20 protein-coding genes and 1 other annotated feature are annotated in these 18,884 nt (G+C 44.3%); of the genes, 17 read left to right on the top strand and 3 right to left on the bottom strand.

Features of this window, described 5'->3' with window-relative positions:
- The first annotated feature begins 121 nt into the window (after positions 1-121).
- The 6 genes from nrdR (at position 122) to thrS (ending at position 7,004) form a co-directional block, all read left to right on the top strand.
- Positions 122-580: a transcriptional regulator NrdR gene (nrdR, locus tag NSQ16_RS14670; protein ID WP_003223586.1), complete on the top strand. Its 459-nt coding sequence runs from the start codon at positions 122-124 to the stop codon at positions 578-580.
- Between the two features lie 114 nt (positions 581-694).
- Complete coding sequence (gene dnaB, locus NSQ16_RS14665) at positions 695-2,113, top strand: replication initiation membrane attachment protein DnaB (RefSeq protein ID WP_003229464.1); 1,419 nt, start codon at positions 695-697, stop codon at positions 2,111-2,113.
- Positions 2,114-2,140: 27 nt separating this feature from the next.
- A complete protein-coding gene (gene dnaI / locus NSQ16_RS14660) occupies positions 2,141-3,076 on the top strand; it encodes a primosomal protein DnaI (protein WP_003229466.1) in 936 nt (311 codons plus the stop codon).
- 33 nt (positions 3,077-3,109) lie between these two features.
- Positions 3,110-3,751 (top strand): TVP38/TMEM64 family protein, encoded by a 642-nt coding sequence (locus NSQ16_RS14655; RefSeq protein WP_003229468.1) that lies wholly within the window; start codon positions 3,110-3,112, stop codon positions 3,749-3,751.
- 78 nt (positions 3,752-3,829) lie between these two features.
- Positions 3,830-4,675: a putative sporulation protein YtxC gene (gene ytxC, locus NSQ16_RS14650; protein ID WP_003229471.1), complete on the top strand. Its 846-nt coding sequence runs from the start codon at positions 3,830-3,832 to the stop codon at positions 4,673-4,675.
- A gap of 397 nt (positions 4,676-5,072) precedes the next feature.
- Positions 5,073-7,004 carry a threonine--tRNA ligase gene (thrS, locus tag NSQ16_RS14645; protein ID WP_087614656.1) on the top strand — a complete coding sequence of 644 codons (1,932 nt, stop codon included), beginning with the start codon at positions 5,073-5,075 and terminating at the stop codon, positions 7,002-7,004.
- A 39-nt stretch (positions 7,005-7,043) separates the two neighbouring features.
- On the opposite strand, the gene NSQ16_RS14640 is transcribed toward thrS, so the two are convergent.
- Entirely contained in the window at positions 7,044-7,826 is a 783-nt protein-coding gene (locus tag NSQ16_RS14640) for an HAD family hydrolase (RefSeq protein WP_161986258.1), read from the bottom strand.
- A gap of 166 nt (positions 7,827-7,992) precedes the next feature.
- Here NSQ16_RS14640 and lytS point away from each other — a divergent pair, with 166 nt between their 5' ends.
- The 4 genes from lytS to lrgB all read left to right on the top strand — a co-directional run bounded on the left by lytS (position 7,993) and on the right by lrgB (position 11,768).
- Positions 7,993-9,774 (top strand): two-component system sensor histidine kinase LytS, encoded by a 1,782-nt coding sequence (gene lytS, locus NSQ16_RS14635; protein WP_230488325.1) that lies wholly within the window; start codon positions 7,993-7,995, stop codon positions 9,772-9,774.
- Positions 9,752-10,477 (top strand): two-component system response regulator LytT, encoded by a 726-nt coding sequence (lytT, locus tag NSQ16_RS14630; protein ID WP_015251493.1) that lies wholly within the window; start codon positions 9,752-9,754, stop codon positions 10,475-10,477. Before lytS ends, lytT begins: the two co-directional genes overlap by 23 nt.
- Before the next feature lie 133 nt (positions 10,478-10,610).
- Complete coding sequence (gene lrgA, locus NSQ16_RS14625) at positions 10,611-11,051, top strand: antiholin-like murein hydrolase modulator LrgA (RefSeq protein WP_014477620.1); 441 nt, start codon at positions 10,611-10,613, stop codon at positions 11,049-11,051.
- A gap of 21 nt (positions 11,052-11,072) precedes the next feature.
- Complete coding sequence (gene lrgB / locus NSQ16_RS14620) at positions 11,073-11,768, top strand: antiholin-like protein LrgB (RefSeq protein WP_003229482.1); 696 nt, start codon at positions 11,073-11,075, stop codon at positions 11,766-11,768.
- Positions 11,769-11,799: 31 nt separating this feature from the next.
- On the opposite strand, the gene NSQ16_RS14615 is transcribed toward lrgB, so the two are convergent.
- Positions 11,800-12,462 carry a hypothetical protein gene (locus NSQ16_RS14615; RefSeq protein ID WP_198878576.1) on the bottom strand — a complete coding sequence of 221 codons (663 nt, stop codon included), beginning with the start codon at positions 12,460-12,462 and terminating at the stop codon, positions 11,800-11,802.
- Between the two features lie 256 nt (positions 12,463-12,718).
- Positions 12,719-12,849 (top strand) — a sequence feature (ribosomal protein L20 leader region).
- 58 nt (positions 12,850-12,907) lie between these two features.
- Here NSQ16_RS14615 and infC point away from each other — a divergent pair.
- The 4 genes from infC to NSQ16_RS14595 are packed head-to-tail and all read left to right on the top strand — an operon-like array spanning position 12,908 to position 14,359.
- A complete protein-coding gene (infC, locus tag NSQ16_RS14610; RefSeq protein WP_010886591.1) occupies positions 12,908-13,429 on the top strand; it encodes a translation initiation factor IF-3 in 522 nt (173 codons plus the stop codon).
- Between the two features lie 12 nt (positions 13,430-13,441).
- On the top strand, positions 13,442-13,642 hold the full coding sequence (gene rpmI, locus NSQ16_RS14605; protein WP_003222418.1) for a 50S ribosomal protein L35: 201 nt from the start codon (positions 13,442-13,444) through the stop codon (positions 13,640-13,642).
- 31 nt (positions 13,643-13,673) lie between these two features.
- Positions 13,674-14,033 (top strand): 50S ribosomal protein L20, encoded by a 360-nt coding sequence (gene rplT / locus NSQ16_RS14600; protein ID WP_003222420.1) that lies wholly within the window; start codon positions 13,674-13,676, stop codon positions 14,031-14,033.
- A 56-nt stretch (positions 14,034-14,089) separates the two neighbouring features.
- Positions 14,090-14,359 (top strand): DUF1294 domain-containing protein, encoded by a 270-nt coding sequence (locus NSQ16_RS14595; protein ID WP_173614233.1) that lies wholly within the window; start codon positions 14,090-14,092, stop codon positions 14,357-14,359.
- A 15-nt stretch (positions 14,360-14,374) separates the two neighbouring features.
- Here the strand turns inward: NSQ16_RS14595 and ysdB are convergent, their stop codons facing one another.
- The gene (ysdB, locus tag NSQ16_RS14590; protein WP_003229493.1) at positions 14,375-14,767 is read right to left on the bottom strand and encodes a sigma W pathway protein YsdB; all 393 of its coding nucleotides are present in this window, start codon (positions 14,765-14,767) and stop codon (positions 14,375-14,377) included.
- Positions 14,768-14,950: 183 nt separating this feature from the next.
- Here ysdB and NSQ16_RS14585 point away from each other — a divergent pair, with 183 nt between their 5' ends.
- From NSQ16_RS14585 to araA, 3 genes are all read left to right on the top strand, one after another.
- Positions 14,951-16,036: a M42 family metallopeptidase gene (locus NSQ16_RS14585; protein WP_048654952.1), complete on the top strand. Its 1,086-nt coding sequence runs from the start codon at positions 14,951-14,953 to the stop codon at positions 16,034-16,036.
- 197 nt (positions 16,037-16,233) lie between these two features.
- Positions 16,234-17,205 carry an arabinan endo-1,5-alpha-L-arabinosidase AbnA gene (abnA, locus tag NSQ16_RS14580; protein ID WP_015251497.1) on the top strand — a complete coding sequence of 324 codons (972 nt, stop codon included), beginning with the start codon at positions 16,234-16,236 and terminating at the stop codon, positions 17,203-17,205.
- Between the two features lie 177 nt (positions 17,206-17,382).
- Positions 17,383-18,873, top strand: coding sequence for an L-arabinose isomerase (araA, locus tag NSQ16_RS14575; protein WP_230488324.1), 1,491 nt, complete (start codon positions 17,383-17,385; stop codon positions 18,871-18,873).
- Positions 18,874-18,884: the final 11 nt, after the last annotated feature.

Genomic DNA, 18,884 nt, shown 5'->3' with positions numbered 1-18,884 from the left:
TAATGCTATAGAAACAAATTTAACAACGGCTCTCCCGACAGATGCTGTCACATCTATTTTTAAAAGGCGGAGGCTGCCGAAAATACATTGCAGGGAACGATATAGTTGGGAGCTGATTTTATTGAAATGTCCTTCATGCCAGCATAACGGAACACGAGTCCTTGATTCACGGCCTGTGGATGACGGAAAGTCGATTCGCCGAAGACGCGAGTGCGAATCCTGCCACTACCGGTTTACGACCTTTGAGAAAGTGGAGGAAACCCCGCTCATCGTTGTGAAAAAAGAAGGTGTGCGTGAGGAATTCAGCAGAGAAAAAATGCTGCGCGGCCTCATAAAAGCATGTGAAAAAAGGCCTGTTTCACTCAAAACGCTTGAAGACATGTGCTTTGATATTGAAAAAGAACTTCGCAATCAAGGCTGCTCCGAGGTGAAGAGTGAGCTCGTCGGAGAAATGGTCATGGACCGGCTGGCTAAGATTGACGAAGTCGCATATGTGCGGTTCGCGTCCGTCTATCGGCAGTTTAAAGATATAAACGTCTTTATCGATGAATTAAAAGACTTAATAAAGAAAGAGCGTTAAAAGAGCTAAGAGGATTCTTCTAGCTCTTTTCTCATGTGCAAAATTGGCATTTGATAGATATAAGAAACGGTGTAAAATGAAAGGTAGAAACAAATTCGGAAGGTTTGAGAATGTATGGCTGACTATTGGAAAGATGTACTGCCTGTAGACCCGTATGTGGTTAAAAGCAGATCGATGCTGCAGGATATTGACAGACAAATTATTACACAACTGTACCAGCCCTTAATCGGCCCTGTTGCATTCTCTCTTTATATGACATTGTGGGGAGAGCTTGAACAAAACCGTCTGTGGGGCGGAGAGTCCACACATAGACAGCTGATGGGGATGACACAGTCCAACTTAAAAACGATCCATCAGGAACAGGGGAAGCTCGAGGGCATCGGATTGCTGAAAGTATATATGAAAGAATCCGAGCGGCAGGAGCGCCTCTTTATATATGAACTCCTTCCGCCGCTCAGACCAAATGAATTTTTTGAAGACGGAATGCTGAATGTTTTTCTGTATAATAGGGTCGGAAAAACGAAATATCAGCAATTAAAACAATTTTTTACGCACCCGGCCATTTCAGAAGATGCGAAGGACATTACGCGTCCGTTTAATCATGCGTTTGAATCGCTGCAGCCGAGTGAATGGAAGCTCACATCCGATATGGAGGAAACGGTAAGGCTTGCCGAGGGGTCCGAGTATACTTCTGTCGGACAGTCTCCGTCCTACACCATAACGGAGGATGTGTTTGATTTTGATTTGTTTTTAGCGGGACTTTCTGAGACGATGATACCGAGAAAAGCGATGACCCAGCAGGTGCGGGACACAATCAAAAAGCTTTCTTATCTGTACGGAATTGACCCTTTGCAAATGCAAAATGTTGTGATGAGCGCAATTGATGAGCGTGACGTCATTACGACGGAGGCATTAAGAAAAGCGGCGAGCGACTGGTATCAAATTGAAAGAAACGGACAGCTGCCCGATTTGGTGGAAAAAACACAGCCGGTGCATCTGCGTGAAGGCGAACAACCGGCAGAAGAGGATTCTCTGGATGGGAAGCTGATTGCATTGCTGGAGGCGATTTCCCCGAAGAAGCTTCTGCAGGACATTGCTGACGGAACAGAGCCGTCAAAAGCTGATCTGAAGATCATAGAAGAAATTATGTTCGAACAGAAGCTCGAGCCAGGCGTCACAAATGTGTTAATTTATTATGTCATGCTGAAAACCGACATGAAGCTGTCGAAAAACTATATCCAAAAAATCGCTTCGCATTGGGCACGCAAAAAGGTGAAAACGGTCAGGGAAGCGATGAAGCTCGCAATAGAAGAAAACCGCCAGTATCTTGAATGGGCTGAGGGAAAAACAAAGTCTTCGAAACGAAACCAAAAAGTGATTCGTGAAGAAAAGCTTCCTGATTGGATGACAGAAAAGGAAACAGCGTCCGATTCAGAATCCGGACAGCAGAAGCTGCATCCGCAGGATTTGGAAGAACAGAAGAAAAAGATGATGGAAGAAATGCAAAAACTGAAAAAATACTCTGCCTATTAAAGACAGAGATGCGGGGTGAAGGAATAGATGGAACCAATCGGCCGTTCCCTGCAGGGCGTAACCGGCAGGCCGGATTTCCAAAAACGTCTTGAACAAATGAAGGAAAAAGTCATGAAAGATCAAGATGTTCAAGCATTTTTGAAGGAAAACGAAGAAGTGATTGACCAAAAAATGATCGAAAAGAGCTTAAATAAGCTTTATGAATATATCGAACAAAGCAAGAATTGCTCCTATTGTTCGGAAGATGAAAACTGCAACAATTTGTTGGAGGGCTACCATCCGAAGCTTGTTGTCAATGGGAGGTCTATTGATATCGAGTATTACGAATGTCCAGTCAAACGGAAGCTCGACCAGCAGAAGAAACAACAGTCTCTTATGAAAAGCATGTATATCCAGCAGGATCTTCTTGGAGCGACGTTCCAGCAAGTTGATATCAGTGACCCAAGCAGACTCGCGATGTTTCAGCATGTTACAGACTTCCTGAAAAGCTATAATGAGACGGGAAAAGGGAAAGGATTATATTTATACGGGAAATTTGGGGTAGGAAAAACGTTTATGCTCGCTGCAATTGCCAATGAGCTGGCGGAAAAAGAGTATTCCTCCATGATTGTTTATGTGCCTGAATTTGTGAGAGAGCTTAAGAATTCGCTGCAAGACCAGACATTGGAAGAGAAGCTCAATATGGTAAAGACCACACCCGTATTAATGCTTGATGACATCGGAGCAGAATCAATGACAAGCTGGGTAAGGGATGAGGTCATCGGAACGGTGCTTCAGCACAGAATGTCCCAGCAGCTGCCAACGTTCTTTTCTTCTAATTTCTCACCTGACGAGCTGAAGCATCATTTTACGTATTCGCAGAGGGGAGAAAAAGAAGAAGTAAAAGCTGCAAGATTAATGGAGCGGATATTATATTTGGCTGCTCCGATCCGCCTTGACGGAGAAAACCGCCGACATCCATAATTGCTGTGGTTCAAAGGGGAAGGAACTGAGGGTATGAAACGAAAAACGGCTGTCAAATGGCTGGCAGTGCTTGCAGGTGCTGGTTTACTCTATTGGGGAAATAAAACGTATTTGAATGTATCGCCGAAAGAAATCAGGGTATGGGTATTGTCGTTCGGAGTCTTTGCACCTCTGATGTTTATCGGGATATCCATCGTCAGGCCACTTGTTTTATTTCCGGTGTCTGTTATTTCAATAGCTGGCGGACTTGCGTTTGGCCCGCTTCTCGGCACGCTTTATACGTTATTCGGTTCGATGTGCGCTTCAGCTGTTTCGTTTTTTGCGGCTGGTTTGTTTTCGGCGAAAAAGAACGGGCATTACGAAAGGCTTGAAGCCATACAGAAGCAAATGGAGGATAACGGATTTTTCTATATCTTTCTTTTGAGAATCCTGCCGATCAATTTTGATTTCGTCAGCTATGCGGCAGGCCTTTCCAATGTCAAAGCGCTGCCGTATTTTGCCGCAACGGCTGTGGGAATCATCCCTGGGACGATTGCGCTTAATGTGCTGGGTGCGAGCTTTTTGGCTGGCAATCTGCCCGCTTTCTTTATGGTGCTCGCTTTGTATATCGTGTTTATCTCATTGCCGTTCATCTTCAGAAAGAAAATGCAAAACTTGTTTCAAGAATCAAATTAAGATTTGCCAATGACCTTTACGTCTATTTTAAAAACATCCCCCATATACTTGTAACAGATGCCGTAAGGGGGGACAAACATGCTTGAAATAATCTTTGAAGATGACCATGATGCAGCCGCTTTTTTACATCTCATTCAGCATTCGGACGATCGGAACAATATCATTGTCCGTGAAGGCATACGAAAAATCGGGATTGAAAAAGCGAATCCGGCTTTTCCTATTCAGCGTTTTATGGAGCCGATTCTGGTCAAATTTTTTTTGGAATGCAAAGAAGACGAGCATATGCTGTCATTGATTGAGGAAACGTATTGTTTCACGGACCAGGATGAACAGCAGCAAATCCTTCAGCTCGCACACAGTATTATTGAAGGTGAAGCAGACGATCTTCCGTTTGAGCCGCTGAAGCTTTCACGGAAACAATCAATTTTGGATGAACTCCAAACGATCTGTTTAGAGGAAGGAGTATTTTACATTCGCTCCTTTCAGACCTTCCGACTTGGATCATACTATAAGCAGCTGAGAGATATTACAGAAGCAGCGATTGATGAATATAAGATGGAACAGGAATATCAAAACTTTATTCAAACACTCAGAGACTATGTGGACGCCAAACAGCCGCGAATCAAAAAAGTGCATATTGTCCATGATGGTTCCTTTACATTATGGGAGCTGCGCTATGTGCCGGAACGGGAAAAAATGAAATACATAGACAGAAGATTTGTCCGGGATCATCCTATGTATATTGATTCTCATTTGCTCGCGCCGCTGATTTCCATTGCGCCTGATGAAGTCGTGCTTTATACCGACCAGCCCGAGCACATGATGGCAAGGACCATTCAAAACGTATTTCAAGAGAGAGTGGAAATGCTCCCGCTGCATGCTTTTACAGATGCAGAAATACCGGTGAAGCACTCGGAAGGATGAGGGCCGGCAGCCTGTCTATTTAAGGCTGTCGGTTTAAAAAAAAGGAAACGCGATCGTGTTGATTTTTTGGATTGAACAATTTATAATACATAGGAGATTAAGAAAGACACACGTATTGATAAGGACACGAAGGAATGATACCGGCTCAAAGAGAGGGAAGCCCTGGCTGCAAGCTTCCCAGCTAAGGACCATTCGCTTTACCGCCTTTGAACTTCAGCTGTGAACCTCTTGAAAAGGAACAGTAATGGCTGACGGGAACTCCCGTTACAGAGCTTAGAGCCGCAGGTGCCGTGTATTGGCTTTGCGGAAAAAAGGGTGGAACCACGATTCCGTTTATTCAACCTCGTCCCTTTCATAGGGGGCGGGGTTTTTATATGCAAAAAAAGGAGTGACAAAGATGTCAGATATGGTAAAAATCACATTTCCTGATGGAGCAGTCAAGGAGTTTGCGAAAGGAACAACAACAGAAGATATCGCGGCATCCATCAGTCCGGGATTAAAGAAAAAGTCATTAGCCGGAAAACTGAACGGAAAAGAAATCGATTTGAGAACGCCGATCAATGAAGACGGTACAGTGGAAATCATTACAGAAGGCTCAGAAGAAGGTCTTCAAATTATGCGCCACAGTGCGGCTCACTTGCTGGCTCAAGCGATTAAACGCATCTACAAGGATGTTAAATTCGGCGTCGGTCCGGTTATCGAAAACGGTTTTTACTACGATGTAGAAATGGACGAAGCGATTACACCGGAGGATCTGCCGAAAATCGAGAAAGAAATGAAAAAAATCGTTAATGCGAACCTTCCGATCGTTCGAAAAGAAGTCAGCCGTGAAGAAGCGAAAGCCCGTTTTGCGGAAATCGGCGACGACCTGAAGCTTGAACTATTGGATGCGATTCCTGAAGGAGAAACCGTTTCGATCTATGAGCAAGGCGAATTCTTTGACCTGTGCCGCGGCGTCCATGTTCCTTCAACCGGAAAAATCAAAGAATTTAAGCTGTTAAGCCTTGCAGGCGCATACTGGCGCGGTGACAGCAAAAACCAAATGCTTCAGCGCGTATATGGTACAGCTTTCTTCAAAAAAGCTGATCTTGAAGAGCATCTTCGTATGCTAGAAGAAGCGAAAGAACGCGACCACAGAAAGCTTGGCAAAGAATTAAAGCTGTTCGCGAACTCTCAAAAAGTCGGACAAGGCCTGCCGCTTTGGCTGCCAAAAGGCGCAACAATCCGCCGCGTCATCGAGCGCTACATTGTCGATAAAGAAATCAGCCTCGGCTATGAGCACGTATACACACCTGTGCTAGGCAGCAAAGAGCTGTATGAAACATCAGGACACTGGGATCATTATCAGGAAGGCATGTTCCCTCCGATGGAAATGGACAATGAAACACTTGTATTGCGTCCGATGAACTGTCCGCACCATATGATGATTTACAAACAAGACATTCACAGTTACCGCGAGCTTCCGATTCGTATTGCAGAGCTTGGAACGATGCACCGCTATGAAATGTCAGGTGCGCTGTCAGGACTTCAACGGGTACGCGGAATGACGTTAAATGATGCACACATCTTTGTGCGCCCGGATCAAATTAAGGATGAGTTTATCCGTACAGTCCGTTTAATCCAGGATGTTTATGAAGACTTCGGTTTAAGTGATTACACATTCCGTCTGTCTTACCGCGATCCGGAAGATACAGAGAAATATTTTGATGACGATGAAATGTGGAACAAAGCGCAATCCATGCTGAAAGAGGCAATGGACGAAATCGGCCACGACTATTACGAAGCAGAAGGTGAAGCGGCATTCTACGGCCCTAAACTTGATGTTCAGGTGAAAACTGCGATCGGAAAAGAAGAAACACTGTCTACGGTACAGCTTGATTTCTTATTGCCGGAACGTTTCGACCTGACATACATCGGTGAGGACGGCAAGCAGCACCGTCCGGTTGTCATTCACAGAGGTGTCGTTTCAACAATGGAACGCTTTGTTGCCTTCTTAATCGAAGAACACAAAGGCGCCCTGCCGACATGGCTTGCACCGGTTCAGTTCCAAGTCATCCCGGTTTCTCCGGCTGTGCATTTAGACTACGCGAAAAAAGTGCAGGAACGCCTGCAGCGTGAAGGCCTGCGTGTTGAAGTCGACAGCCGCGATGAAAAAATCGGCTACAAAATCCGTGAAGCGCAAATGCAAAAAATCCCGTACATGCTGGTGGTCGGTGACCAAGAAGCAGAAAACGGAGCGGTAAACGTGCGTAAATACGGAGAACAGAACTCTGAAACGATTTCTCTTGATGAGTTTGTGAAAAAGGCAGTAGCTGAAGCGAAAAAATAAAATAAAAAAGCATGATCTCATTGAAGAGATCATGCTTTTTTATTTCTCTAATATAGGAAACAAATCATGAAGGCTGCTGATGATGTAATCAGGCGTTACGTCAGTTTCGTTTTTCTTATCCGTCCGGTTGATCCAAACGGTTTTGATTCCGGCTCTTGAAGCGCCTAAAATATCAGTATTCAAATTATCGCCGACCATGATGGCATCGTCTTTTTCAATATTCATCAGCTTAAGGCAGTGTTCAAAAATTGTAACATCCGGTTTGCCCTTGCCGAATGCGCCCGAGATGACGATTTCATTGAAGTAAGGAGCGAGCTCAGGTACGCCGGCAAGCTTCTCCTTTTGCAGACTCGGATCGCCATTTGTCAAAAGCAATAATTCATACTTGCCTTTTAATTGATCGAGTACAGCAAATGTTTCATCATATACAAACGGGCGTTTTCTGCGCTCTGCCGCAAAAAACTCTCCCAAGTATTCGCCATATGCAGGATCATCGATCCCAAGCGCTTTCAGTCCGTTTGTCCATGCATTTCTTCTGTACTCCGGCACAATCTTGTTCAGCTTTTGAAAGCCTTCACTGATTGGCTCTGAGAAATTGGACCACAGTCCTTCAAACGGGTTAATGCCGATCATCACTGTATATGGATACGTCTCATATGACATGTACAATTCTCTCGCTGCTTCGCGAACAGCTGCTTCGAATTCCTCAGGGGCAAGGCCATATTTTTTCTCCGCTTGTAAGCAAGTTTCTGCAAATGTTGTTCTGACGCTTTTTTCGTCCCAAAGTAGTGTATCATCTAAATCAAAAAATACGGCTTTCATGATCTTCTCCTCTGCTTCAGATTCAAATCTTTCTGCCAAAAGGCTCATGTTTTATTTTACAATAGATAAAAGCCTTGTGAAATATGTTTTCAGACGATTTTAAAAAAACAGTCAGCCGTAAAACGAAAACATGCTAGAATGAAAACGGAAAGAATAGGTGACATGAATGATTCATTTAATGATTATGATGCTGGAGAGAGTGGGGATTATTGTTATATTAGGGTTCATTCTCGCCCATACGAAAATTTTCAGACAAGCTCTTCAGAATCAGGACGGCTATAAAGGAAAAGCGATTTTAATTTCAATTTTTTTTCTTTTCAGCATCATCAGCAATTATACAGGCATCGAAATTCAAAGAAATATGATTGTAAACAATGACTGGGTGTTTACGATAGATCCATCAGGCTCTATCGCGAATACCCGTATTTTGGGCGTGGAAATCGGGGGCCTTCTCGGAGGTCCGTTTGTAGGGGCCGGGATCGGCATACTGGCGGGCCTGCATCGTTTTTCACTCGGTGGCAGCACGGCTTTAAGCTGTGCCGTATCATCTATTTTAGCGGGTGTTCTTGCAGGCTTGATCGGCAGGTATTTTACGAAGCGATATCGAATGCCGACACCGCGCATCGCCGCTCTTGTGGGAATCGGCATGGAGTCACTGCAAATGATCATTATTTTGCTGATGGCAAAGCCGTTCAGTGACGCTTGGGAGCTTGTCAGCATGATCGGAATTCCGATGATACTCATCAATGGAACAGGCAGTTTTATTTTTCTGTCTATTATTCAAGCGATCATTCGCAAGGAAGAACAGGCAAGGGCTCTCGAAACGCATCGAGTGCTGACGATTGCTGATCAGACACTTCCATTTTTTCGCCAAGGATTAAATGAAAACTCCTGTAAAAGTGTAGCGGCTATTATCCATAAGCTGACAGGAACAGATGCGGTGTCTCTCACTGACAAAGAAAAGATCCTTGCGCATGTCGGTGCGGGAATGGATCACCACATCCCATCGAAAAGTTTGATCACCGGCCTGTCCAAAAAGGTGATTAAAACAGGGCATATTATGAAGGCGATTTCGCAGGAAGAGATTGAATGCACGCATGCTGAATGCCCTTTGCACGCTGCAATTGTCCTGCCGCTGACATCGAACGGCAATACAATCGGCACCTTAAAAATGTACTTTAAAAGCCCGGCAGGCCTGAGTCAGGTAGAGGAGGAACTTGCCGAGGGGCTGGCCATGCTGTTTTCGACACAGCTTGAGCTTGGGGAAGCAGAGCTGCAAAGCAAACTTCTCAAGGATGCTGAAATTAAAGCGCTTCAAGCACAGGTGAATCCGCATTTTTTATTTAATGCGATCAACACGATTTCTGCGCTATGCCGTACAGATGTTGAAAAAACCCGTAAGCTCCTATTGCAGCTCAGTGTTTATTTTCGTTCAAACCTTCAAGGAGCGAGACAGCTGCTGATTCCGCTCTCAAAGGAGCTGAACCATCTTAACGCCTATTTGTCATTAGAACAGGCGCGTTTTCCCGGGAAATATAAAATTGAGCTTAATATCGACAGCAGACTGGAGCAGATTGAAATCCCTCCGTTTGTTTTGCAGGTGCTTGTCGAGAACGCGCTTCGGCACGCGTTTCCGAAAAAACAAGACATATGCAAGGTTACAGTCTGTGTCTTATCTGATGATGCATCCGTCTATATGAAGGTGGCGGATAACGGACGCGGAATTCCGCCGGACGTCTTGCCGGAACTGGGAAAGAAACCGTTTCCGTCTAAGGAGGGAACCGGTACAGCGCTTTATAACCTAAATCAGCGGCTGATCGGTTTATTCGGACAGCAGGCTGCACTGCATATCAGCAGTGAGGTTCATAAAGGGACAGAGGTTTCCTTTCAAGTGCCAATGCAACAGATGAAAGAGGGAGAAGAACATGCTCAGGGTGTTAATAGTTGATGATGAGATGCTGGCAAGGGATGAACTGGCTTACTTGCTTAAGCGGACCAATGAGGAAATGGAAATCAATGAAGCGGAAAATATCGAATCCGCTTTTGACCAAATGATGGATCAAAAACCTGATTTGCTGTTTTTAGACGTTGATTTATCCGGAGAAAACGGTTTTGATATCGCAAAGCGATTGAAGAAAATGAAGCATCCTCCTGCTGTTGTGTTTGCGACAGCGTATGACCAGTATGCGCTCAAAGCGTTTGAGGTGGACGCTCTTGATTATTTAACCAAGCCTTTCGATGAAGAAAGAATTCAGCAAACGCTGAAAAAATATAAAAAAGTCAATCGGGATATTGTAGAAACAGAGCAAAACAGCCATGCCGGCCAGCACAAGCTCGCGCTATCTGTGGGGGAATCGATTGTGATTGTGGATACGAAGGACATTATCTATGCCGGAACAGAAGATGGTCATGTCAATGTAAAAACCTTCGATCATTCTTATACGGTCAGCGATACACTCGTTGTGATTGAGAAAAAGCTGCCGGATTCTGATTTTATCCGCGTCCATCGGAGCTTTGTCGTGAATACCGAATATATTAAAGAAATTCAGCCATGGTTTAATTCAACGTATAATCTGATCATGAAAGACGGATCGAAAATACCGGTCAGCCGGACATATGCGAAGGAATTGAAAAAGCTGCTCCATATTTGATGGGCGGCTTTTTGCATTTCAGCCATTTGATTCTGCAACTCAGACCCGCTATACGGCATGTTATCTTGTAAGCGCTTTATAACAGGGGATTCTTATTTATAATGAGGGTACCAAAGAGAAAGAGGTGAAGAAAATGAGTGCTAAAAAAGTGTACGGGTTTTTAACACAAGCATTTATTTTTGCCGTCATTATGCTGGTTTCAAATATGATTGCCGCTATTGTCCCAATACCTATCCCGGCATCGGTTGTAGGGTTGGTCTTATTATTTCTCCTATTATGTTTGAAAGTCATTAAACTGGAACAAGTGGAAACGCTCGGAACGTCTTTAACCTCTCTGATCGGATTTTTATTTGTTCCGTCAGGTATATCTGTTATGAATTCGCTTGGTGTGATGCAGCAATACGGCCTGCAAATTGTTCTTGTCATTCTGCTCGCAACGATTATTTTGCTGGGGGCTACGGGATTGTTTTCTCAGCTGATTCTGTCGCTGAGCGGAAAACGCAAAACCGCAGCGGACATGAAAACAAAAACAGTGCAAAGCCCGCAGAACAATAACGAACTCGTTCACCATTAAGGGAAACAGGAGGTTCTTCACATGGAAAGCACAATGAGTCCTTATTTTGGGATTGTCGTATCACTTGCTGCATTCGGCATCGGCACCTTTTTATTTAAGAAAACGAAAGGCTTCTTCCTTTTCACTCCTTTGTTTGTTGCCATGGTGCTGGGGATCGCATTTTTAAAAATCGGCGGTTTTTCCTACGCGGATTATAATAACGGGGGAGAGATCATTAAGTTTTTCCTTGAACCGGCAACGATCGCATTTGCAATTCCTTTGTACAAACAAAGAGATAAGCTTAAAAAATACTGGTGGCAAATCATGGCCTCCATTATTGCCGGCTCTATCTGCTCTGTCACGATTGTTTATCTGCTCGCTAAAGGCATTCATCTCGATTCGGCCGTAATGAAAAGCATGCTTCCGCAGGCGGCTACAACGGCAATTGCGCTTCCTTTATCAAAAGGCATCGGGGGCATCAGCGACATCACAGCCTTTGCGGTCATCTTTAACGCTGTCATCGTATATGCGCTCGGAGCATTGTTCTTGAAGGTGTTTAAAGTGAAAAATCCGATTTCTAAAGGATTGGCTCTTGGAACATCCGGACATGCACTTGGTGTAGCGGTCGGGATTGAGATGGGAGAAGTTGAAGCTGCGATGGCAAGTATTGCTGTTGTCGTAGTAGGAGTGGTAACGGTTCTGGTCATCCCTGTGTTCGTGCAGCTGATCGGAGGATAAGCCAAGGCTGAATGCCTTGGCTTTTTTTATTTTATGGTGCGTCTTCGGGATCGATATACCCTTGTTTAATGCCCCATTCTACTTGATCGTCATGCCACTTTTTTCGTTCTTCATAACCATAACCATCGTCATCAGGAAGCTCTGAAGCTGGCTGTTGAATGGTTTTATCTGTCTGACTCGAGGGAGATGGTGGATTTTTACTATTAGATGAGGGTGCCTCGGTCTGCTGCCGTTGTGTCTGTGATTGCCGCTTTTTCTCAGCGTTCGCTTTCTGCTCTTTTTGGATTGCTGCCTGCCGCTGTCTTTCAAGTTCAGCTTGTCTTTTTGCTTCCGCTAATCGCTGATTCTCCGCCGCCTGCTGCTCTGCTAATCGCTGTCTCTCCGCTTTTTCCTCCTGCTGTTTCTTTCGTTTCGCCTCCCGTTCTTTTTCAAGCTTTTTCTCTGCGGCGATTTGTCTTTGCTTTTCAGCTTCTTCTTTTGCCTTCCGCTTTCCTAACTCAGTAGCAAGTGGACTCTCGAACTTCATGTCCAATGAAACGGGTTTTAGTTTTTTTAGCTCTTTCTCCAGCCCCTTTTGAGGAAATGCTGCAGTTGTCTTAACAGTTTCGACTTTTGATTCGGAAGATGTGCTGCTATTTGAGCATCCGGTTAATATCAATGTGAAAAATAAAGCAAGCTGTATCAGTTTGTTCATGTGTCAGGCTCCCTTCTGCTTCTTATATCGGTCAGAGATTAACTTTGTTTTACATTTCTTCCTGTCAGTGGTTTTGTTGTAAATTGCGAAATAAGGGGGGAATTGTTGGTTCTTTACATCTTGGTGAGGCTGAAAGATTTTCTTTTTCTCTCTTGCGCTCATAGAAAACCCATGTTACAATGTAAAAGTTGTTCCGGATAAGTCGTCCTTGACTAAAGATCCGGTATTGTGTAGAATAGTTATTGAATTGAATATAAATCACAAGCAGAAGCACCCGCTTCTCACCTGATTGACACATGCATGTAGTTGGCAGGTTGACCGTACATTTTTATTGATACAGATGTTCGTAGTGTGGGTGTTTTATAATGCCCACACTTTTTGTTTGCCTGCAAAATGCATACAAAATGAGTTGTGAATCAATTCGAAGAAACTATGGAGGTGGCTCATTATTAGCAAAGATCAATTGGTTAATGAGGGTATCCGTGCACGTGAGGTCCGTTTAATCGGACAAAATGGCGACCAGCTTGGAATCAAGTCCCGTCAGGAAGCACTTGAAATCGCCGGCCGCGCAAATCTTGACCTTGTGTTAGTTGCAGCGAATGCAAAACCGCCTGTCTGCCGAATCATGGACTACGGTAAGTTCCGATTTGAGCAGCAGAAAAAGGAAAAAGAAGCACGCAAGAATCAAAAAATCATTAACTTAAAAGAAGTTCGGTTAAGTCCGACAATCGATGAGCATGACTTTAACACGAAATTGCGCAATGCGATTAAATTCCTTGAAAAAGGCGATAAAGTGAAAGCTTCTATCCGCTTTAAAGGACGCGCAATCACTCATAAAGAAATCGGTCAGCGTGTATTAGACCGTTTCTCCGAAGCATGTGCTGAGGTTGCGACAGTCGAAACAAAACCAAAAATGGACGGCCGCAGCATGTTCTTAATGCTCGCACCGAAAAACGAAAAGCAATAAGGAGGAAATCCCATGCCAAAAATGAAAACTCACCGCGGATCTGCTAAACGTTTTAAAAAGACAGGTTCTGGGAAGTTAAAACGTTCTCACGCGTACACAAGTCACTTATTCGCCAACAAATCTCAAAAGCAAAAGCGTAAGCTTCGCAAGAGTGCTGTTGTAAGCGCAGGAGACTTCAAACGTATCAAACAAATGCTTGCTAACATCAAGTAATCGGATAAGGAACAATTAGGAGGGAAATTCAATGCCAAGAGTAAAAGGCGGAACTGTTACACGTAAGCGTCGTAAAAAGGTTCTTAAATTAGCAAAAGGTTATTTCGGTTCAAAACATACATTATACAAAGTAGCTAACCAGCAGGTCATGAAATCTGGAAACTATGCTTTCCGTGACCGTCGTCAGAAAAAACGTGATTTCCGTAAACTTTGGATCACTCGTATCAACGCAGCTGCTCGCATGAACGGCCTTTCTTACAGCCGTTTAATGCACGGTCTTAAGCTTTCTGGTATCGAAGTAAACCGTAAAATGCTTGCTGATCTTGCTGTAAACGATCTTACTGCATTCAATCAGCTTGCTGATGCTGCTAAAGCTCAATTAAACAAGTAATCATATAGAGCCGCTCTCCAGCAGAGCGGCTTTTTCTATATAAAGGATGAGGCAACATGATTATTGCAGCTTATTTGGTGTTGATTAATCTGTGCGGTTTTTGGGTGATGGGCATTGACAAACGCAAAGCGCAGCAGCACAAGTGGAGAATTTCTGAAGACCGGCTGTGGCTGATAGCCATCGTATTTGGAGCGCTCGGTGTCTGGCTTGGCATGCAAACCTTCAGACATAAAACGAAACACACTTCTTTTAAGTATGGAGTACCGCTTCTTCTGGTAATTGAAGCGATTCTCATCGCTATTTACTACAGCCCGTTTGATTTATAAAAAGCAGAAAAGCGTTTAACGCTCTTCTGCTTTTTTTGCGAGTTTAATGGGCTGGTCCCAGTCAATCTTACAATTTGGATATCGTTCCAGCACTTTTTCTTCAATGTTCTCAAAATCTTTTGCAGAGAAATGTTTCAGCTTCTCAGGAGATTCTGTCCAGACAAAGATCGTGTGAATAAACAGCGGATGATCCTTGGAAGGAATATGCTTTTCTCCCTCAAAAAGCACGCCTTTATACGTCAGCTGAAAATTCTTCCGGGTATTGTTTTGTTCATCAATAATATAAAAATGTTCTTTTGATTGGGCCAGCTTAAGCCTTCTCTTAGGATTCGCGACATATTTGACCACGGCATAAATACAATAAGCAAAAAGTGCAAGCAAAATAATCCTTAGAACCATGACAAACATTGTGTGAAGGCACCTCCCTTATGATGATGATCTGATGTAATACGAAAAGCATAGAAAAAGGTTTCACTTTTTCTAAAAGAAAGCTGTAAAAACATATACCCGATTTTCAAGTGAAATAGTCGTATGGTTAGCGCCATGTTTTGTATAATAAGAATGCAGGACTGATGAAGGAGGGTTTGGAACATGGCAAAATTAGATGAAACATTGACCATGCTGAAAGATTTAACTGATGCAAAAGGCATACCGGGCAATGAAAGAGAAGTAAGGCAAGTGATGAAATCATACATAGAACCATTTGCTGATGAGGTGACAACAGATCGCCTGGGCAGTTTAATTGCCAAAAAAACTGGTGCAGAAAACGGCCCGAAAATTATGATCGCCGGACATTTGGATGAAGTCGGCTTTATGGTGACACAAATCACAGATAAAGGCTTTATCCGTTTTCAAACCGTTGGCGGCTGGTGGGCTCAGGTTATGCTTGCCCAGCGCGTCACCGTTGTCACAAAAAAAGGAGAAATCACAGGGGTTATCGGCTCTAAGCCGCCTCATATTTTGTCTCCTGAAGCAAGAAAAAAATCTGTGGAAATAAAAGATATGTTTATTGATATTGGAGCTTCAAGCCGGGAAGAAGCCTTGGAGTGGGGTGTACTTCCGGGAGATATGATCGTTCCGCATTTTGAATTTACGGTCATGAACAATGAAAAATTCCTACTCGCAAAGGCGTGGGACAACCGCATCGGCTGTGCGATTGCAATTGATGTGTTAAGAAACTTACAAAACACAGACCATCCAAATATAGTGTATGGCGTCGGAACCGTGCAGGAGGAAGTCGGGCTGAGAGGAGCGAAAACGGCTGCACACACCATTCAGCCTGATATTGCGTTTGGAGTTGATGTAGGAATAGCAGGAGACACGCCTGGCATTTCTGAGAAGGAAGCGCAGAGCAAAATGGGCAAAGGCCCGCAGATTATCGTTTACGATGCATCCATGGTCTCTCACAAAGGTTTGCGCGATGCAGTTGTAGCCACTGCGGAGGAAGCCGGCATTCCGTACCAATTTGATGCCATTGCCGGCGGCGGAACTGATTCGGGTGCCATCCATTTGACGGCAAATGGCGTTCCTGCGCTGTCCATTACCATTGCAACCCGCTACATTCATACGCACGCGGCCATGCTGCATCGTGATGATTATGAAAATGCGGTAAAGTTAATTACAGAAGTCATTAAGAAGTTAGACCGAAAAACGGTTGACGAAATTACGTACCAATAAAGATACGGAAGAATCCGCCTATTTAGGCGGATTCTATTTTTTTGTCTGTACAAATTACAGCATAGTGACTACAATAAAGGGGATACCGAAAATTTCCTGAACATGACGATATACGATACGCAGCTCGATTTGACAGGAAGGGAGGATAAACAATCTAATTTGTAAGCGCTTTCTAATATAAAGGAGGTTAAACAAAATTGAAAAAGAAAAAAACATGGAAACGCTTCTTACACTTTTCGAGTGCAGCTCTGGCTGCAGGTTTGATATTCACTTCTGCTGCTCCCGCAGAGGCAGCGTTTTGGGGTGCATCCAATGAGCTGCTTCATGACCCGACTATGATTAAAGAGGGGAGCTCATGGTATGCGCTTGGAACAGGGCTTACTGAAGAACGGGGACTGCGGGTTTTGAAGTCTTCAGACGCTAAAAATTGGACCGTACAAAAATCCATTTTCACTACACCGCTATCGTGGTGGTCCAATTATGTGCCGAATTATGGCCAAAACCAGTGGGCGCCGGACATCCAATACTATAACGGCAAGTACTGGCTGTATTATTCCGTTTCTTCTTTTGGAAGCAATACATCTGCCATTGGCCTGGCATCTTCAACAAGCATCAGTTCGGGGAGCTGGAAGGACGAGGGCTTGGTGATCCGTTCGACAAGCTCCAATAATTATAACGCCATTGATCCGGAGCTGACATTCGACAAGGATGGCAATCCGTGGCTTGCATTCGGCTCGTTTTGGAGCGGCATTAAGCTGACTAAGCTCGATAAGAGTACGATGAAGCCTACAGGCTCGCTCTATTCGATTGCAGCTAGACCGAATAATGGGGGTGCCTTAGAAGCTCCTACTCTTACGTATCAAAATGGCTATTACTATTTAATGGTTTCATTTGATAAATGCTGTGACGGGGTAAACAGTACGTACAAAATTGCTTACGGAAGATCCAAAAACATTACAGGCCCTTATCTTGATAAAAGCGGAAAAAGCATGCTTGAAGGCGGAGGCACCATTTTGGATTCGGGCAATGACCAATGGAAAGGACCTGGAGGCCAGGATATTGTGAACGGAAACATTCTTGTTCGTCATGCCTATGATGCCAATGACAACGGCATTCCAAAGCTTCTCATCAATGATTTGAATTGGAGCTCGGGCTGGCCGTCCTATTGAATCAAAAAGCCGGGCTCTGCCCCCGGCTTTTTTTAAAAGAAAAGATTGACAGTATAATAGTCAATTACTATAATAAAATTGTTCGTACAAATATTTATTTACAGGTTTATTTTTTATCATTAGTACGTATCTTTTGTATTTGAAAGCGTTTTATTTTATGAGAAAGGGGCAGTTTACATGCTTCAGACAAAGGATTATGAATTCTGGTTTGTGACAGGAAGCCAGCACCTATACGGGGAAGAGACGCTGGAACTCGTAGATCAGCATGCTAAAAGCATTTGTGAGGGGCTCGGCGGGGTTTCTTCCAGATATAAAATCACTCATAAGCCCGTCGTCACTTCACCGGAAACCATTAGAGAGCTGTTAAGAGAAGCGGAGTACAGTGAGACATGTGCTGGCATCATTACATGGATGCACACATTTTCCCCTGCAAAAATGTGGATAGAAGGCCTTTCCTCTTATCAAAAACCGCTTATGCATTTGCATACCCAATATAATCGCGATATCCCGTGGGGTACGATTGACATGGATTTTATGAACAGCAACCAATCCGCGCATGGCGATCGAGAGTACGGTTACATCAACTCGAGAATGGGGCTTAGCCGAAAAGTCATTGCCGGCTATTGGGATGATGAAGAAGTGAAAAAAGAAATGTCCCAGTGGATGGATACGGCGGCTGCATTAAATGAAAGCAGACATATTAAGGTTGCCAGATTTGGAGATAACATGCGTCATGTCGCGGTAACGGACGGAGACAAGGTGGGAGCGCATATTCAATTTGGCTGGCAGGTTGACGGATATGGCATCGGGGATCTCGTTGAAGTGATGGATCGCATTACGGACGACGAGGTTGACACGCTTTATGCCGAGTATGACAGACTATATGTGATCAGTGAGGAAACAAAACGTGACGAAGCAAAGGTAGCGTCCATTAAAGAACAGGCGAAAATTGAACTTGGCTTAACCGCTTTTCTTGAGCAAGGCGGATACACAGCGTTTACGACATCGTTTGAAGTGCTGCACGGAATGAAACAGCTGCCGGGACTTGCCGTTCAGCGCCTGATGGAGAAAGGCTATGGGTTTGCCGGTGAAGGAGATTGGAAGACAGCGGCCCTTGTACGGATGATGAAAATCATGGCTAAAGGAAAAAGAACTTCCTTCATGGAAGATTACACGTACCATTTTGAACCGGGAAATGAAATGATTCTGGGCTCTCACATGCTTGAAGTGTGTCCGACTGTCGCTTTGGATCAGCCGAAAATCGAGGTTCATCCGCTTTCGATTGGCGGCAAAGAGGACCCTGCGCGTTTTGTATTTAACGGCATCAGCGGTTCTGCCATTCAAGCTAGCATTGTTGATATTGGCGGGCGTTTCCGCCTTGTGCTGAATGAAGTCAACGGCCAGGAAATTGAAAAAGACATGCCGAATTTACCGGTTGCCCGTGTTCTCTGGAAGCCGGAGCCGTCATTGAAAACAGCAGCGGAGGCATGGATTTTAGCCGGCGGTGCACACCATACCTGCCTGTCTTATGAACTGACAGCGGAGCAAATGCTTGATTGGGCGGAAATGGCGGGGATCGAAAGTGTTCTCATTTCCCGTGATACGACAATTCATAAACTGAAACACGAGTTAAAATGGAACGAGGCGCTTTACCGGCTTCAAAAGTAGAGGGGGATGTC

Origin of the sequence: Bacillus sp. PS108 (genome assembly GCF_037963335.1) — a bacterium.
GTDB classification, from domain to species: domain Bacteria; phylum Bacillota; class Bacilli; order Bacillales; family Bacillaceae; genus Bacillus; species Bacillus subtilis.
The sequence above is the reverse complement of the archived record's forward strand: the minus strand, read 5'-3'. Positions and strand labels throughout refer to the sequence as shown.

Coding starts and splice junctions, on each gene's coding strand:
- ysdB (WP_003229493.1), bottom strand. CDS start 14,767: ATGTTTGTCATGGTTCTAAGGATTATTTTGCTTGCACTTTTTGCTTAT.
- NSQ16_RS14640 (WP_161986258.1), bottom strand. CDS start 7,826: ATGAAAGCCGTATTTTTTGATTTAGATGATACACTACTTTGGGACGAA.
- lytT (WP_015251493.1), top strand. CDS start 9,752: ATGCTCAGGGTGTTAATAGTTGATGATGAGATGCTGGCAAGGGATGAA.
- lrgA (WP_014477620.1), top strand. CDS start 10,611: ATGAGTGCTAAAAAAGTGTACGGGTTTTTAACACAAGCATTTATTTTT.
- NSQ16_RS14585 (WP_048654952.1), top strand. CDS start 14,951: ATGGCAAAATTAGATGAAACATTGACCATGCTGAAAGATTTAACTGAT.
- lytS (WP_230488325.1), top strand. CDS start 7,993: ATGATTCATTTAATGATTATGATGCTGGAGAGAGTGGGGATTATTGTT.
- ytxC (WP_003229471.1), top strand. CDS start 3,830: ATGCTTGAAATAATCTTTGAAGATGACCATGATGCAGCCGCTTTTTTA.
- NSQ16_RS14595 (WP_173614233.1), top strand. CDS start 14,090: ATGATTATTGCAGCTTATTTGGTGTTGATTAATCTGTGCGGTTTTTGG.
- NSQ16_RS14615 (WP_198878576.1), bottom strand. CDS start 12,462: ATGAACAAACTGATACAGCTTGCTTTATTTTTCACATTGATATTAACC.
- rplT (WP_003222420.1), top strand. CDS start 13,674: ATGCCAAGAGTAAAAGGCGGAACTGTTACACGTAAGCGTCGTAAAAAG.
- lrgB (WP_003229482.1), top strand. CDS start 11,073: ATGGAAAGCACAATGAGTCCTTATTTTGGGATTGTCGTATCACTTGCT.
- araA (WP_230488324.1), top strand. CDS start 17,383: ATGCTTCAGACAAAGGATTATGAATTCTGGTTTGTGACAGGAAGCCAG.
- dnaB (WP_003229464.1), top strand. CDS start 695: ATGGCTGACTATTGGAAAGATGTACTGCCTGTAGACCCGTATGTGGTT.
- rpmI (WP_003222418.1), top strand. CDS start 13,442: ATGCCAAAAATGAAAACTCACCGCGGATCTGCTAAACGTTTTAAAAAG.
- dnaI (WP_003229466.1), top strand. CDS start 2,141: ATGGAACCAATCGGCCGTTCCCTGCAGGGCGTAACCGGCAGGCCGGAT.
- thrS (WP_087614656.1), top strand. CDS start 5,073: ATGTCAGATATGGTAAAAATCACATTTCCTGATGGAGCAGTCAAGGAG.
- NSQ16_RS14655 (WP_003229468.1), top strand. CDS start 3,110: ATGAAACGAAAAACGGCTGTCAAATGGCTGGCAGTGCTTGCAGGTGCT.